Source organism: Iamia sp. SCSIO 61187 (assembly GCF_019443745.1).
In the GTDB taxonomy this organism is placed as follows: domain Bacteria; phylum Actinomycetota; class Acidimicrobiia; order Acidimicrobiales; family Iamiaceae; genus Iamia.
On record NZ_CP050948.1, the window covers coordinates 4,559,813 to 4,575,661 of the forward strand.

11 protein-coding genes are annotated in these 15,849 nt (G+C 75.9%); 1 reads left to right on the forward strand and 10 read right to left on the reverse strand.

Annotated features, from left to right (window positions below; all coding sequences use genetic code 11):
* Positions 1–66 precede the first annotated feature (66 nt).
* From zwf to hemB, 6 genes are all read right to left on the reverse strand, one after another.
* Positions 67–1,470, reverse strand: a complete 1,404-nt coding sequence (zwf, locus tag HC251_RS22025; protein ID WP_219942768.1) for a glucose-6-phosphate dehydrogenase — start codon at positions 1,468–1,470, stop codon at positions 67–69.
* Positions 1,470–2,441: a phosphogluconate dehydrogenase (NAD(+)-dependent, decarboxylating) gene (gene gnd, locus HC251_RS22030; RefSeq protein WP_219942769.1), complete on the reverse strand. Its 972-nt coding sequence runs from the start codon at positions 2,439–2,441 to the stop codon at positions 1,470–1,472. Before gnd ends, zwf begins: the two co-directional genes overlap by 1 nt.
* Positions 2,438–3,961 carry a hypothetical protein gene (locus tag HC251_RS22035; protein WP_219942770.1) on the reverse strand — a complete coding sequence of 508 codons (1,524 nt, stop codon included), beginning with the start codon at positions 3,959–3,961 and terminating at the stop codon, positions 2,438–2,440. The genes gnd and HC251_RS22035 overlap by 4 nt, the downstream gene beginning before the upstream one ends.
* Before the next feature lie 85 nt (positions 3,962–4,046).
* Positions 4,047–5,873, reverse strand: a complete 1,827-nt coding sequence (locus HC251_RS22040) for a bifunctional diguanylate cyclase/phosphodiesterase (RefSeq protein ID WP_219942772.1) — start codon at positions 5,871–5,873, stop codon at positions 4,047–4,049.
* 4 nt (positions 5,874–5,877) lie between these two features.
* On the reverse strand, positions 5,878–7,185 hold the full coding sequence (locus tag HC251_RS22045; protein ID WP_219945777.1) for a glutamate-1-semialdehyde 2,1-aminomutase: 1,308 nt from the start codon (positions 7,183–7,185) through the stop codon (positions 5,878–5,880).
* 62 nt (positions 7,186–7,247) lie between these two features.
* Positions 7,248–8,231: a porphobilinogen synthase gene (hemB, locus tag HC251_RS22050; protein WP_219942773.1), complete on the reverse strand. Its 984-nt coding sequence runs from the start codon at positions 8,229–8,231 to the stop codon at positions 7,248–7,250.
* 65 nt (positions 8,232–8,296) lie between these two features.
* Here hemB and HC251_RS26100 point away from each other — a divergent pair, with 65 nt between their 5' ends.
* Positions 8,297–11,086: a helix-turn-helix transcriptional regulator gene (locus HC251_RS26100; RefSeq protein WP_219942774.1), complete on the forward strand. Its 2,790-nt coding sequence runs from the start codon at positions 8,297–8,299 to the stop codon at positions 11,084–11,086.
* Positions 11,087–11,125: 39 nt separating this feature from the next.
* Here HC251_RS26100 and HC251_RS22060 read toward each other — a convergent pair whose 3' ends face one another.
* The 4 genes from HC251_RS22060 to HC251_RS22075 all read right to left on the reverse strand — a co-directional run bounded on the left by HC251_RS22060 (position 11,126) and on the right by HC251_RS22075 (position 15,803).
* Positions 11,126–13,183: a S9 family peptidase gene (locus tag HC251_RS22060; protein WP_219942775.1), complete on the reverse strand. Its 2,058-nt coding sequence runs from the start codon at positions 13,181–13,183 to the stop codon at positions 11,126–11,128.
* Positions 13,184–13,203: 20 nt separating this feature from the next.
* A complete protein-coding gene (locus HC251_RS22065) occupies positions 13,204–13,881 on the reverse strand; it encodes an HAD family phosphatase (protein ID WP_219942776.1) in 678 nt (225 codons plus the stop codon).
* A gap of 85 nt (positions 13,882–13,966) precedes the next feature.
* Positions 13,967–14,878 (reverse strand): carbohydrate kinase family protein, encoded by a 912-nt coding sequence (locus HC251_RS22070; protein ID WP_219942777.1) that lies wholly within the window; start codon positions 14,876–14,878, stop codon positions 13,967–13,969.
* Positions 14,871–15,803, reverse strand: a complete 933-nt coding sequence (locus HC251_RS22075) for a pseudouridine-5'-phosphate glycosidase (protein WP_219942778.1) — start codon at positions 15,801–15,803, stop codon at positions 14,871–14,873. Before HC251_RS22075 ends, HC251_RS22070 begins: the two co-directional genes overlap by 8 nt.
* Between the last annotated feature and the right edge of the window lie 46 nt (positions 15,804–15,849).

Here is a 15,849-nt window from a genome sequence, read left to right on the forward strand (position 1 = left end):
CGGGACGACCTTCAGCGCGAGCGCAGCGAGCCCGCTCAGCTCGTAGGAACGGAGCGAAGCGAGTGACTACGAAACCGGCGAGATCCAGCCCCCGACGTCGCGGGCGAGGGCGTCGGCCTCGGGGGGGCCCATCGAGCCCTCGCGGTAGAGGACCGTCTCGGGCGGGTCGTCCAGGACCCGCTCGACGATCCGCCACTGCTGGTCGAGGCTGTCGGCCCGGCCGAAGCGGCGGCGGTCACCCTCGAGGGCGTCGTCGATGAGCCGCTCGTAGGCCTCGGCCCGGGCGCCGAGGGCGTCGTCGTAGTCGACGTCGAGCTGGATGGGCTGGGTCACCAGCTGGTCGCCCGGGGCCTTGGCCAGGAGGTGGAGCGACACCCCGTCGTCGGCGCCGAGCCGGAACCGGAGGAAGCTGGGCTCAGGGGTGGGCTTGTCCTCGTCGGTGAACAGCAGGCGGGGCGGGTCGGTGAAGCGGACGATCGCCTCGGTCGCCGTGGTGCCGAGGGACTTGCCCGTCCGGATCAGCCAGGGGACGCCGGCCCAGCGCCAGGAGTCGATCTCGAAGCGCAGGGCCACGTAGGTCTCGACGTCGCTGCCGCCCTGCACCCCCTCCTCGTCGGGGTAGCCCCGGTACTGCCCCCGTACGACCTGGGCCGGGTCGATCGGTCGGATCTGGCGGAACAGGCGGGTCTTCTCGTCGGCGAGGGCGTCGGCGTCGGCCGCCACCGGTGGCTCCATGGCCAGCAGGGCGACGATCTGGAGGAGGTGGTTCTGGACCACGTCGCGGAGGGCGCCGACGCTCTCGTAGAACTTGCCCCGGGACCCGACGCCGAAGTCCTCGGCCATGGTGATCTGCACGCTCGAGATGTGGCCCCGGTTCCACAGCGGCTCGAGCATGGAGTTGGCGAAGCGGAACACCAGGAGGTTCTCGACGCCCTCCTTCCCGAGGAAGTGGTCGATGCGGTAGACGGCCTCCTCGGGGAACGCCCGGTGCAGCACGTCGTTGAGCTCGTGGGCCGAGGCCCGGTCGCGGCCGAAGGGCTTCTCCACCACGACCCGCCCGTGCTCGCTGAGCCCGACCCGCTGGAGGCCCTGGACGACGTCGTCGAACAGCGCCGGCGGGATCGACAGGAAGAACAGGGGCCGCTCGACCCCCGCCTCGCGGACCCGCTCGGCGAGGCGGTCGAAGGTCTCGGCCTCGCGGTAGTCGCCCGGGAGGTAGCTGAGGTGGCCGCACAGGCGGTCCAGGACGGCGCCGTCGACGGCGTCGACCTTGGCCTCGATGCTCTCGCGGGCCCGCTGGCGGAGCTGGTCGTCGCTCCACTGCGACGTGGAGACGCCGATCACGGGCCCGAGGTCGCCGTCGGCCTCGATCTGGTAGAGCGCCGGGAAGAGCTTCTTGGCCGCCAGGTCGCCGGTGGCCCCGAACAGGACCAGGCCGTCGCAGCGGTCGGCCGCCTTCGGGGCCGCCATCAGCGGTCGCCCGGCGGGTGCGGCGTGGGCGACGCCCCCGGTGCGTCCGAGGGCCGGGCCGGCTCGATCGGCTCGGCCGGCTCCTGCTCGTCCAGCTTGGTGACGGCGTGCCCGCCGAACTGGTTCCGGAGGGCGGAGATGGCCCGCATCTCGACGTCGGTCTCGTCCTGGGAGACGAACCGGGCGAAGAGCGACGCGGCGATGACGGGGGCGGCCACGCCGAGGCGGACGGCCTCCTCGACGGTCCAGCGCCCCTCCCCCGAGTCCTTGGCGGTGGGGGCGATGCCCTCGAAGCCGGGGTTCTCCTCCAGCCCCTTCACCATGAGGTCGAGGAGCCAGGACCGCACCACCGAGCCCGTCTGCCACGACCGGAGCCCGGCCAGCACGTCGATGCCCAGCTCGCTGGCCTCGAGGATGGCGTAGCCCTCGGCGAAGGCCTGCATCATCCCGTACTCGACGCCGTTGTGGACCATCTTGGTGAAGTGCCCGGCGCCGGGCGGGCCGACGTGGGTCAGGCCGTTCCCCTCCCCCGGCGACAGCGTCTCGAGGGCCGGCCACAGGACCTGGACGTGCTCGTCGAGGCCGCCGACCATGAGGGCGTAGCCGTTCTGCAGACCCCAGACCCCGCCGCTGGTGCCGGCGTCGACCCACCCGATCCCCTTCTCGGCCAGCTGGCCGGCCCGGCGGATCGAGTCCTTGAAGTTGGAGTTGCCGCCGTCGACGATCACGTCGCCCGGCCCCATCAGGTCGCCCAGCTCCTGGATGGTGGCCTCGGTGGCGTCACCGGCCGGGACCATCACCCACGCCACGCGCCGCCCCTCGGGCCCGAGGGCCTCGACGAGGGCGGCGAGGGAGTCGACGTCGCGCCCGTCGGGGGCCCGGTCGTAGCCGACGACCTCGTGGCCGTCGCGCCGCAGCCGCTCGGCCATGTTGCCGCCCATCCGGCCCAGCCCGACCATCCCCAGCCTCACCGGGCCACCTCCTGGAGGTCGGCCAGGGCCACCCGCCCGGCGCGGAGCCCCTGGTCCTGCAGGGTGCGCAGGTCGCCCTCGGCCTGGGCGTGCTTGAGGGTCGAGAAGCCGAACGGCTGGCCCGGGATGGGCACGTCGACGGGATCGTCGCCGACCACCTGGACGAACACGCCCGACGGCGGGCCTCCCTTGTGGAGCTGGCCGGTGCTGTGCAGGAACCGGGGCCCGAGCCCCACGGTCGTGGCGACCCGGTGGCGGTCGCGGATCGCGGTCCGGGCGTCCTCCAGCAGGTCGACCTCCCCCGCCTCGGGGTCGATGTAGGCCTGGATGGCGACGTAGTCGCCCGGGCCGACCTGGCCGAGGAGGTCGTCCAGCGGCGTGACGGGGACCTCGCCCAGGCCCCGCTCGAGGACCTCGGCGGTGGCCGCCTTGGCCTGGGCCACGTTGGGTTGGTCGAAGGGGTTGATGCCGAGGGCGGCACCGCACAGGGCGGTGGCCACCTCCCAGGTGAGCACCAGCTCGCCCAGCCCGTCGGGGCCGCCGGACGGCAGCTGGACGACCGGGTGGCCGGCGTCGGCCAGGGGGTCGAGGCCGTGGTGCTCGCCGATGGCGACGAAGAGGCGGTCGTCCCCGTAGACCTCGGGCGGGCCGAGGCGCTCGCCGGCGATGGGGATCACACCGGTGCCGTGCTTGCCCGTGGACTCGGCGAGCAGCTGCTCGAGCCACAGGCCGATGGTGTCGATCTCGCCGTCGACGACGAGGGTCAGCTTGTCCCGGCCGACCTTGGCCCCGCCGGCCATGGCGGCCGCCAGACGCAGACCGGGGTTGGCGTTCGGGTCCGGGTCCTGGAGGGCGGCGGTGGCGGCGTCGGCCGAGGTGAGCAGGGCGGCCACGTCGAGGCCGGCGGCGGCCGCCGGGACCAGCCCGAAGTACGACAGGGCGGAGTAGCGGCCGCCGATGTCGGCGGGGTTCTCGAAGAGGGCCCGGAACCGCTCGGACCGGGCCCGCTCGGCGAGCGACGAGCCCGGGTCGGTGACGACGGCGACGTGGCCGGTGTCGCCCCCGTGCTCGAGGACGGCGGCGAGGTGGCTCAGCGTCTCGATGGTCGAGCCCGACTTGGAGGAGGCGATGAACAGGGTGGCCTCGGGCGGGCACTCCTGGGTGATGCGCAGCACGGCGGCGGGGTCGGTGGTGTCGAGCACCCGGAGACCGGGGCGGCCGGCCTGGGGCGGGAACGACCGGGCCAGCACCTCGGGGAAGAGGCTCGAGCCGCCCATGCCCATGACGACGACGTGCTCGATGCCGTCGGAGACCAGGGCGTCGGCGAAGGTGCGGAGGCGCTCGTCCTGGGTGGCCATGGCCCCGGCCACGTCGAGCCACCCGAGGCGATCGGCCACCTCGGTCGGGTCGTCCTGCCAGAGGGTGTGGTCCCTGGCCCACATCCGGCGGACCGCGTCGCGGCTCCGCAGGTCGTCGAGCGCCGCGGTGACGGCCTCGCCGATCGGACCGAGCCTGTCCATGTTCGACCTCCAGCCAGCCAGGACCGTCCCGGCCCGTCGTCCGCCCGTTGCTACCACGCCCTCCGCGCCACCCGCTCCTCGCGGGTCAGACCGACCGCGACAGGTCGAGCTGCTCGAGGCGGACGGGCTCCCCGAACCAGTAGCCCTGGGCCGCGTCGCAGCCCATCTCCCGGAGGATGTCGGCCTGGGCCGCCTCCTCCACGCCCTCGGCCACCACGCTGAAGCCCAGCGAGCGACCCAGCGTCACCGCGGCGGACACGATGGCCCGGTCGCGGGCGTCGGCGACGATGCCCGCCACGAAGGTGCGGTCGATCTTGAGGCTGTCGGCCACCTCGGTCTGGCGCAGCTGCTCGAGCGAGGCGTAGCCGGTCCCGAAGTCGTCGATCGAGACCCGCACCCCGATCCGGCGCAGGGAGCGCAGGAGCGATGCGCTGCGGTCGGCGTCGCGGGCCAGGGCGCTCTCGGTGATCTCCAGCCGCAGACGGGCCGGGTCGACCCGGTGACGCCGCAGCGACGCGGTGACCTCGTCGATGAGCGAGGGCTCGTCGAGCTGGCGGGCCGAGAGGTTGACGCTGACGACCACCGGCAGGCCGGCGGCGATGTCGGCCAGGGCGGTGTCGACGGCCCAGGCGCCCAGGGCGACGACGAGGCCGCTCTCCTCGGCGACGGGGATGAACTCGTCGGGCTCGACCGCCCCCCGGACGGGGTGGTCCCAGCGCACGAGGGCCTCCACGCCCACCAGACGCCCGTCGGCCAGGGCCACCTGGGGCTGGTACACCAGGTGCAGGGACCGGTCGGCGAGGGCGCGACGCAGGTCGGTCTCGGTGTCCTGGCGGGCCAGGGCGTCCTCGTAGGTGCCGGGCCGGTAGCGCACGACGCTGGCACCGCCCCGCTCGGCGGCCTCGCGGGCCGCCAGGTCGGCCTTGGTGACCATGCTGTTGACGGTGTCGGCGTCGGTGGCCACCACGACGCCCACGCCGGGGGTCGGGGCGTGGCTGTGGTCGCCCACGGTGACGGGCGTGGCCAGGGCCCGGCGCACCCGCTCGCCGATCTCGCCGGCCTCGTCGGGCCCGGCGCCCTCGCAGATCGCCCCCAGGGCATCGGCGCGCAGGTGGCCGACCACGTCACCGGGGCGGACGACCGCCCGCATGCGGTGCGCCGCCTCGCGCATCAGCTCCTCGGTGCGGTCGACCTCGGCGGCGTCGACGAGCCGGTCGAGGCGGTCGAGGCGGCTCAGGGTGACCTGCACGAGGGCGACCGGCCGCCGGCCGGCCCGGTGGAGCGCCTCGCGCAGGCGGGCGGTGAGGAGGCTGCGGGTGGGGAGGCCGGTGACGCCGTCCTCGACGGTCGAGCGGCGCAGGCGCGCCCGGTCCGCCTCCCGGGCCAGGGCGAGGGCGGCCACCGTCACCCAGGGCGTGAGGGCCAGATCGTGGGCGTCGGCCTCGGCGTCGCCGGGGGGCGCCGGGTCCGGGCCGGGGCCGACCGGGAACAGGGCCAGGACGCCGAGCGGCGCCCCACCCTCGGCCAGGGCGACGAGCAGGGGCAGGCCCAGGCCGGCGGCGGTGAGCTCGGCGGTGACCTCGGCCCAGGGCGCGACGTCGCCCCGCGCCCGGACGGCGGCCCCGAGGCGGGGCGGGGGCCCGGGCCCGCCGCCGGTGGCCACCCGATCCAGCGCCAGGACGGCGCGCCGCGGCAGCCCGATGTCGCGGCCGTAGACCCGTCCCGGTCCCGACCGACCGGCGACGACGACGAGGTGGCCGGGGCGCGCCGCCGACGCCTGGGACCCGATCCGGTCGGCCAGCACGGGGATGGCCTCGCCGGCCAGCACGGCGGCGACGGCGGCGTCGAGCGCAGCCCGCTCCGCCTCGGGCGTCAGCGCCGCACCCGCGTCGGTCCCCTCCGAGCGGGCCACGGCCTCAGCCCGCCGCGATGGCGTCGGCGGCCTCGGCGGCCAGGGCCACGACCTCGTCGACGACGGCGTCGACGTGGGCCAGGCCCGGGAAGAGGATCTCGTAGGGCCCCGGGGCCAGGGCCACGCCCCGGTCGAGGAGGGCGTGGAAGAGGGCGGCGTAGGCCGTGGTGTCGGTGGTGCGCGCCGCGTCGTAGTCGAGCGGGACCTCGGCCCCCATGAACAGCCCGACGAGGGTGCCCTCGACGGGGATCCGGGCGGTCAGCCCGGCGGCGTCGAAGGCGGCCTGCAACCCGCCTCCGAGCCGGGCCGCGGTGGCCTCGAGGCGGACGTAGGCGTCGTCGTCGAGGAGGGCGAGGGCGGCCAGCCCGGCGGCGGTGGCGAGGGGGTTCCCCGACAGGGTGCCGGCCTGGTAGACGGGGCCGAGCGGGGCGAGCTGCTCCATCACGTCGGCCCGGCCGCCGAAGGCGCCGACGTTGAGGCCGCCGCCGATGACCTTGCCGAAGCACGACAGGTCGGGGGTGACGCCGTACCGCGCCTGGGCCCCGCCCCGGGCCAGGCGGAACCCGGTGATGACCTCGTCGAAGACGAGGAGGGCGCCCACCCGGTCGCACTCGGCGCGCAGCCCGGCCAGGAAGCCGGGGGCGGGGGTGACCAGGCCCATGTTGGCGGCGACGGGCTCGACGATCACGCAGGCGATGGTCTCGTCGAGCTCGGGGACGACGTTGTACGGCGCCACGATCGTGTCGGCCACGGCGCCGGCGGGCACCCCGGCCGACCCGGGGACGGCGACGGCCCCGGCGGCGTCGCCGGCCTCGGCCTCGATGAGGGCCACGGCGCTCCCGGCCTCGGCCAGCAGGCCGTCGCTGTGGCCGTGGTAGTTGCCCGCGAACTTCACGATCCGGTCCCGCCCGGTGGCCCCCCGCGCCAGGCGGAGGGCGCTCATGGTGGCCTCGGTCCCGCTCGACACCAGCCGGACGCGCTCGCAGGCCGGCACCCGGGTGCGGATCTCCTCGGCCAGCAGCACCTCGCGCTCGGTCGGGGCCCCGTAGGACGTGCCGCCGGCGGCGGCCTCCTGGATGGCGGCGACGATCGCCGGATGGGCGTGGCCAGCGATGATCGCCCCGTAGGACTGCACCAGGTCGAGAAGCCGGGTGCCCTCGGCGTCCCACACGTAGGGCCCCTCGGCGCGGGCGACGAAGTAGGGGGTGCCCCCGACCGACCGGAAGGCCCGGACGGGCGAGTTGACCCCGCCGGGGATGACGGCCTGGGCCCGGGCGAAGAGGTCGGCGTTGGCGGTGGACGGCGTGGCGATGCCGCGCAGGCTACGCGGTCCCCGCCCCGGTCCCGGTCCTGGGCCGCGCCGCGGGCGACGCCTCAGGCGGTGAGCACCTCGGCGACCTCGCCCGCCAGGTAGGTGAGGATGAGGTCGGCGCCCGCCCGCTTGATGGCGGTGAGGTGCTCGAGGGCCACGGCGTCGCCGTCGATCCAGCCCCGCTCGGCCGCCGCCTTGATCATCGAGTACTCACCCGACACGTGGTACGCCGCCAGGGGCACGTCGACCTCGGCCCGGGCCCGGGCGAGGATGTCGAGGTAGGCGAGGGCCGGCTTCACCATCACCATGTCGGCCCCCTCGGCGATGTCGGTGCGGATCTCCTCCATGGCCTCGCGGGCGTTGCCCATGTCCTGCTGGTAGGCCCGGCGGTCGCCGCCGCCGGCGATCTCGACGTCGACCGCCTCGCGGAACGGCCCGTACAGCGACGACGCGTACTTGGCCGCGTAGGCGAGGATGGCGACCTCGGGGTGGCCCACGTCGTCGAGGGCGTCGCGGATGGCCATGACCTGGCCGTCCATCATCCCCGACGGGGCGCACACGTCGGCGCCGGCGTCGGCCTGGGCCATGGCCGCCTCGGCGTAGCGCCCGAGGGTGGCGTCGTTGTCGACCAGCCCGTCGGGGGTGAGCAGGCCGCAGTGGCCGTGGTCGGTGTACTCGTCGAGGCACAGGTCGGCCATGAGGACGACGTCGTCGCCGACGTCGTCGCGCAGGTCCCGCAGGGCGACCTGCACGATGCCGTCGGGGTCGGACGCGCCCAGGCCCTCGGGGTCCTTGGCCGCGGGGATGCCGAAGAGGATCACCGCGCCGATGCCCACGTCCCGGAGGCGCTTCACCTCGGCCCGGAGGCTGTCCCGGGTGTGCTGGACGACGCCCGGGAGCGAGCCGATGGGGTGGGGGGCGTCGATCCCCTCGCGGACGAAGAGGGGGGCCACCAGGTCGTCGACGCCGAGACGGGTCTCGGCGACGAGGCGGCGGAGCGTCGGCGTGCGGCGGAGCCGGCGCAGCCGACGTTGCGGGAAGGCCATCCCGCCAGCCTACGAAGGCCGGAACCCGACGCCCGGTGTCGCAGGGGCTCGGTAGGTTTGGCGTCATGCTCGCAGGGCGACCGGGCCTCAGCCCGGTGATGGTGGGCCGCAGGGGGCCCCTGGACCGCCTGGCCGACCTCCTGGCGGCCGAGGCGCCCGGCGTCGCGCTCATCGGCGGCGAGGCCGGCATCGGCAAGTCCCGCCTCGTCCGCGAGCTGCTCGCCGGGCTGCCCGACGACCGGCGGGTGCTGACGGGCCAGGCCGACCCCGGCGGGCTCAGCCACCCCTTCCAGCTGGTGCTCGACGTGGTGACCAGCCGCACCGCCCCCGACGACGAGCGCCTGGCCGCCCTGCGGGCCGACGCCGACGAGCGCCTCCCGCTGGCGGACCTCCTCACCGTGGCCGTCGCCCTGGTGTGCGACCTGGTCGACGGGGACCGGACCGTCGTGGTGTTCGAGGACCTGCACTGGGCCGACTCCGAGAGCATCACCGTGTTCGAGCGGCTGGCCGCGATCGGCGCCGACGCGCCGGCGCTGGTGGGCACCTACCGCCCCGGCGACCTCACCCGTCGCCACCCCCTCACCGACGCCCTCGCCCGCCTCGACCGCCGCCCCCACGCCGTCCACCTCCGCATCGACCGGCTGTCGATCCCCGACGTGCAGGACTTCCTCGCCGCCGTGTACGGGTCCCGCCCGTCGTACCGGGTGGCCGAGGCCCTCCACACCCGCAGCGGCGGCAACCCCCTCTTCCTGGAGGAGCTGCTGGTGGCCTCGGGTGGGGCCACCCTCGACGACCTCGCCGCCGCCCCCCTGCCCTGGAACCTGGCCGAGGCGGTGCGGGCCCAGGTCGACGATCTCGAGCCGCCGTCGCGCCGGGTGATCGAGACGGCTGCGGTGCTGGGTCGCCGGGTCCCGTTCGACGTCCTGGCCGCCGTCACCGGCCTCGACGAGAGCGACCTGATCCCGGTGCTCCGGGACCTCATCGACCGCGACCTGCTCACCGAGACCGAGGTCGACGTGTTCAGCTTCCGCCACGACCTGTCGCGGGAGGCCATCGAGCAGCGGCTCCTCGGGCGCGAGCGCCGGCGCATCCACCAGGCCGCCCTCGACGCCCTGCACCGGGCCCAGTCGCCCAACCTGGGCGCCATGGCCCGCCACGCCCAGGGCGCGGGCCGGCCTGAGGAGATGGTCGACCTGGCCCGCCGGGGCAGCCGGAAGTACCTCGCCATCGGCTCGAGCTACCAGGCCCTCGACCTGGCCGAGCTCGGGCTGTCCGAATGCGAGGACGACCCCGAGCTGCTGGCCACCGCGGCCCGGGCGGCCTGGCTGTCGGGTCTCCACACCGACGCCGTCGTCCACGCCGAGGCGCTCGTGGCCCACGCCGACGCCGCCGGCGACGTCGCCAACCGGGCCGCCGGGCGGCGGCTCCTGCTCCGCCTGTACTGGGAGCTGGGCCACGAGCCGTCGCGGGCCGAGGTCATGGACGCCCTGATCGCCGACCTCGACCTGCTCGACGACGGCCCCGACCGGGCTGCGGCCCTGACCGACCTGGCCCAGGTGTCGATGCTCACCAACCGCATCGACGACACCCTGCACTGGGCCCAGCTCGCCATCGAGGCGGCCGAGCGCCACGGCCTCCCCCAGGTCCGGCGCAACGCCATCGTCGAGCGGGCCAGCGCCCTGCTCAACGACCGGGAGAGGGCGGCCGAGACGGTGGCCGACCTGGTCCGCACCGGCGAGGAGGCCTTCGCCGCCGGCGAGGACCTCCTGGCCGCCCGGGCGTGGAGCAACGCCGCCTTCTCCAGCGCCGGCATCCTCACCTCGGCCCAGCGGCTGGAGCTGCTGGAGAAGATGCACGAGGCCGCCGACCGGGCCGGCTGGCAGCCCGAGGGCAACCACTCGCTGGCGTCGGGGCGCTTCGAGGTCGCCTTCCACGACGGCGACATGGCGACGGCCGAAGCCGCCGTCGACGGCTACTTCGCCAGCGCCGTGGCTGCCGCGATCGGCAAGCACGGCTGGCTCGGCCTCCGCACGCCCCAGCTCTACCTCGAGCAGGGGCGGCCCGACGCCGCCCAGTGCGCCCTCGACGACATCGACGAGCTCCCCCACCCGATGACCGAGCTGCGCTCCGCCATCGGCCTCGAGGTGGCCCTGGCCCGGCGGGACACGACCTCGGTCGAGGCCCGGCTGGCCGAGCTGTTCGCCAAGGCCGCCGTCGACGGGCTCGACGCCGACTCGCTGGTCGACGTGATCCCCCGGTGCGGTGAGCTGGGCCTCGACCCCACCGTGGCCCGCCGGCTGGTGGCCGAGACCCGCCGCATCTGGGGCGGGACGTCGGAGATCCTGGCCCTCGGCCGGGCCCGGCTGGAGGGCCACATCGACCTGGCCGAGGGGCGCAACGAGGAGGCCCTGGCCCGGCTCCAGCAGGTCGTCGACACGCCCGACGGGCTCCTCATCCGCTCGGCCGGGCAGCGGGCCACCGACCACATGGGGGTGGCCCGGGCCCTGATCGCCCTCGGCCGGGCGCCCGAGGCCAAGCCCCACGCCGACGCCGCGCGCGAGCTCCTGGCCCGCTGGCCCGGCTACCGCCGCCAGCAGCTCGAGACCCTCGACCGGCGCCTGGGCGGGGCCCCGGCCGACGACGCCTCGGGGATCGAGTCCCTCACCCCCCGCGAGCGCGAGGTCCTGGCCCTGGTGGCCGAGGGCCTCTCCAACGGCGAGCTGGCCGAGCGGCTCTACATCTCCCCCCGGACCGCGGGCGTGCACGTCTCGAACATCCTGGCCAAGCTGGGCGTGTCCCGCCGGACCGAGGCCGCCGCCTGGGCCCACCGCCACCAGGCCGAGCTGGACGCCTAGGGCGGGCACGGATCGCCTCGGAGGCGATCCGTGCCGGGGTCAGGCGTCGTCGGGCTGGAGGTGCTGGCCGAACCAGTCGATGATGAGCCGGGCCCGCTGGACCCGGTGCTTCGGGCTCCCCGAGCGCGACAGCTCGTGGCCCTCGCCCGGGAAGCGGTGGTAGCGGACCTCGCGGCCCAGCTTGCGCAGGGCGAGGTAGAGCTTGTCGGCCTGCTCGACCGGGCACCGCCAGTCCTCGTCGGAGTGGAGGATCAGGACGGGGGTGGTGATGTCGCGCACGTGGGTGATGGGCGACATGCGACGGAACTCGTCGGGGTCGTCGAGGTGGTCGACGCCGAGCATGGCGCCGAAGAGGCCCATGGCGTCCGAGGTCGTCTCCAGGGTGAGCATGTCGTTGACGGCCCGCTCGCTGCAGGCGGCGGCGAAGCGGTCGGTGTGGCCGATGATCCACGTCGTCATGTAGCCGCCGTAGCTGCCCCCGAGCACGCCCATGCGGTCGGGGTCGAGGAACGGGAACCGCTCCAGGGCACCGTCGAGGGCGGCGATGAGGTCGCGGTGGTCGTCGCCGCCCCAGCCCTCGCCGGGGTCGACGGCGGCGCGGGGCGAGCGGATGTTGCGCAGCCAGGTGGTGTCGCGACCGGTCGAGCCGTGGGGGTTGGCGAAGACGACGCAGAACCCGGCCGAGGCCCACATCTGGAACTCGTCGAACCAGCGCTCGCCGTACTGGGTGGTCGGCCCCCCGTGGATGCTGAGCAGCACCGGGTGCCGCTCGCCCGCCGACCGGTCCAGGTCCCGCGGCGTGACCAGCCAGACGTCGATGTCGCCGCCGGCCGGCGACGGCACGGTGAAGCGCTCGGTCGGGTGGGCCGGGCAGCGGGCGTGGAAGGCCTCGGTGTGGTGGCTGATCCGCCGCTCGGACGCGCCGGTCGCCTCACCGGCCGGGTCGAGGACCACGACCTCCGGCAGGGTCTCCGGGTCGGTCCGGGTGACGGCGAGGGTGCCCCCGGCCAGGTCCCAGGCGGCGATGACGCACCCGGTGGCGCCGGCGACGACGGTGGGCTCGCCCCCGCGGGCGGGCACCCGGAAGATCGGCGCCGCCCCGCGGTCCTCGGCCCCGAAGACCAGGTCGTCGCCGTCCCACACCGGAGGGCGGGCGCCGGGGTAGGGCGCGTGGGTCCGGTCGAGGGCCTCGGCCGGGAAGGTGACCTCGCCGCTGTCCACGTCGATGACGGCGAGCCGGGTGTTCCAGGGCTCGTGGAGGAGGCGTTCCTCGAGGGCGGCGATGCGCCGCCCGTCGGGCTCCCAGGCGAGGGCCGAGTAGGAGACGGGTCCGCCGACGACGGGCGTGGTGGTCGGGAGCTCGGCCGGGATGCCGGATCCCACCTCGGCGACGTAGACGCCGGCGCGCTGGTCGAGGTCGAAGTCGCGGGTCAGCCCGCCGCTGAAGGCGAGGCGGGTGCTGTCGGGGGACCACTCCGGGTTGCCGTGGTCGCCCTGCTCAGCGTCCCCGATGCCGTCGTCGACGCCCGTGGGCGCGGCGCCGGTGACGACCGTGGCCGGGGCCGAGCCGTCGACGGGGACGACCCAGATCCGGGTGGGGCGGTCGACGATCCAGCCCTCGCCGTCGAGCATGCTCAGCAGCCGGGTGACCTCGCGGGGCGGGCGGGCGGCGTCGTCCTCGCCCTCGTCGTAGCGGGCGGTGCGCTGGCGGCAGGCGAAGGCGATGCGGGTGCCGTCGGGCGACCAGCGCAGCTGGCTGATGCTCTCGGGCTGGGAGGTCAGGGTGACGACCTCGCCGGGGCCGTCGACCGGCAGCAGGTGGAGCGTCGATCGCTTCTCGTCACCGTCCTTCTCGCGCCCGCTGGTGAAGGCGAGGAGCGTGCCGTCCGGCGACCACGTCGGCTCGCCGTCGCCGTCGGTGCCGGCGGTGACCTGCCGGGGCGGGCGGGAGCCGTCCGTGGGCGCCAGCCACACGGCGGAGCGGTAGCGGTTGGCGTCGAGGTCGGTGCGCCTCACCGTCCACGCGACCAGGCGGCCGTCGGGGGACACGGCGGGGGCGCCGACCTCGACCATGTGGCCGATGTCGTCGGGGAGCACGGCCGCCGACGGTACCGGGGTCAGCCGACCAGCGCGGCCAGCGATCCGGGGGTGAGCTCGGCGAGGGAGGCGACGACGAGGTCGGCGCCGGTCAGGTCCTGGTGCGTGGTCAGCCGGCTGGGCACGGCCACGACGGCGGCCAGGCCGGCGGCCCGGGCCGACTCGATCCCCCGGTGGGTGTCCTCGACGGCCACGGTGGCGCCGGGGTCGACGCCGAGCTCGGCGACGGCGGCGTCGTAGAGGTCGGGGGCGGGCTTGCCCGCGCCCACGTCGTCGTGGTCGATCCCCACGAGGTGCACGAAGCGGTCGGTGAGGCCGAAGCGGCCCAGGTGGTGCTCGAGCCACTCGCGCTGGGAGCCCGAGGCCACGGCCAGCAGCACGCCCTCGGCGTGCAGGGCGTGCACCAGCTCGGCCGCGCCGTCGGCGATGACCGCCGAGTCGCGCGACGTCGGGATGCCGGTGACGGCGGCGTGGGCGGCGTCGAAGGCGGCCTCGTCCGCGGCGAGCCCCAGGGTTGCGGCCAGCTCGTCCCAGTACGGCTCGCCGTGCGACACGCCGACGGCGTGGGCGGCCCACAGCTCGGGGGTCAGCTCGCCGCCGAGCCGGGCGACCGCCGCCCGGGCCCGCTCGAAGATGGGCCACTCGGTGTCGACCAGCGTCCCGTCGAAGTCGAACACCACCGCCGCCAGCCGTCCCACCCCCCGAGGTTGGCCCGCGACCGCCGCCGGCGGCGAACCGGTCGTCGGTCGGTCGCACCGTCGACCGGTCCGACCACCGGTCCCCTCACGGGTCCGGGGGACCAGGCCGGGTGGTCGGGAGCGGGGGGCGGGCGCCGACCTGGGCCACGGCCCGGGCGGCGACGGCCACGCCGGCGGCCAGGGCGCCGGCGGCGTCGGCCCCGGCGACGAGGGCGGCCAGGGCCCCGGCGGCCAGGGCGTCACCTGCCCCGGTGGTGTCGACGACCTCGGCCGGGGCGGCGGGCAGCGTGATCGCCGGGCCGGCGCCGATCCAGCTCGCCCCACCTGCGCCCTCCTTGAGCACGACCGCGCCCACGTGGCCCCGCACGGCGCCGATCCCCCCGAGGGCGGCGAGCTCGTCGGCGTTGGCGAACAGCACGTCGATCCCCGCCATGAGGTCGCGGGCGCGGGCCGCGCCGAGGTCCCGGAGCGGCCCCGAGCTGGCGGCGTCGACCGAGGTCCGGACACCCTGCGCCCGGGCCGCGGCCAGGGCCTCGACCCCGGCGGCCCGCGAGCCCTCGTGGAGGAGGGCGTAGCCGGAGACGTGCACCCACCCGACGTCGTCGGTGAGGGCGGCGGCGACCGCCGCCGCCGGGAGGGCGTCGTTGGCGCCGCGGTCGGGCAGCATCGTCCGCTCCCCGTCGGGGGCGACGATCACGACGCAGGTGCCGGTGGCGACACCGGTCAGCACGGGCCCGACGAGCTCGACCCCGGCGGCCGCCAGGTCGTGGCGGGCCGCGGCGCCGAGGGCGTCGTCGCCCACCGCCGCCAGCAGGGCGACCGCCGTGCCCCGATCGGCCAGCCAGCAGGCGGTGTTGGCCGCCGACCCGCCGCCCGTGAGGCGCACCCGGGCCGCGGTGTCGCTGCCCGGCCGCAGGGGGCCGTCGGGGACGGCCACCACGTCGACGAGCAGGTCGCCGACGACGAGGATCCGGGCCGGGGCCCCGGCCTCAGGCACCCCCGGCGCGGGCCGCGGCGATGCGGGCGGCCAGCGTGGCGTTCTCCAGGACCAGGTCGATGTTGACCTGGAGGCTGAGACCGGCGGTGGCCTGGTGGAAGTACGCCAGCAGGAACGGGGTGACGTCCTTGCCGCGGACGTCGGTCTTGGCCGCCAGGTCGAGGCCCTCGCCCAGCACCCGGTCGTGCATCTCCTGCGGGAGGGCGTCCTCCTCCTTCACCGGGTTGGCCACCACCAGCGCCGAGGTGTCCGTCCCCAGGGCGATGCGGGCACCGATGACGGCCGCCACCTCCTCGGGCGTGTCGCAGCGCCACTCGAGGTCGAACCCGGAGTCGGGCCGGTAGAAGGCGGGGAACCGGCTGGTGCCGTAGCCGACCACGCCGATGCCGAGGGTCTCCATGCGCTCGAGGGTGGCGGCCACGTCGAGGATCGACTTCACGCCGGCGCACACCACGGTGATCGGGGTGCGGGCCAGCACGGGCAGGTCGGCCGACTCGTCCCAGGTGCGGGAGGCGTCGCGGTGCACCCCGCCCAGGCCGCCGGTGGCGAACAGGGCGATGCCGGCCCGGGCGGCCAGGTGGGCGGTGGCAGCGACGGTGGTGGCACCGTGCCCGCCCTGGGCGGCCACGACGGCCAGGTCGCGCGGGCTGACCTTGGCGACCTCGTCGGAGGTGGCGATGACGTCGAGGGCGGCATCGTCGAGGCCGATCCGGGCCTGCCCCTCGACGACGGCGATGGTGGCGGGGACGGCGCCGGCGGCCCGCACGGTGTCCTCGATCCGGACGGCCACGTCCCGGTTGTCGGGCCGGGGCAGGCCGTGGCTGATCAGGGTCGACTCGAGGGCGACGACCGGCGCGCCGCTCGCCAGCGCCTCCGCCACGTCGGGGGCGACGACGAGGCCGTCGGGGGAAGCAGGACCGGGCATGGCCGGGAGTGTGCCACGCCGCCGCCGCCCTCAACCGCACAACGTG

Bases quoted from the DNA above. Each gene is read 5' to 3' on its own strand.
- zwf (WP_219942768.1), bottom strand. From the start codon at position 1,470: ATGGCGGCCCCGAAGGCGGCCGACCGCTGCGACGGCCTGGTCCTGTTC.
- HC251_RS22035 (WP_219942770.1), bottom strand. From the start codon at position 3,961: ATGGACAGGCTCGGTCCGATCGGCGAGGCCGTCACCGCGGCGCTCGAC.
- hemB (WP_219942773.1), bottom strand. From the start codon at position 8,231: ATGGCCTTCCCGCAACGTCGGCTGCGCCGGCTCCGCCGCACGCCGACG.
- HC251_RS26100 (WP_219942774.1), top strand. From the start codon at position 8,297: ATGCTCGCAGGGCGACCGGGCCTCAGCCCGGTGATGGTGGGCCGCAGG.
- HC251_RS22075 (WP_219942778.1), bottom strand. From the start codon at position 15,803: ATGCCCGGTCCTGCTTCCCCCGACGGCCTCGTCGTCGCCCCCGACGTG.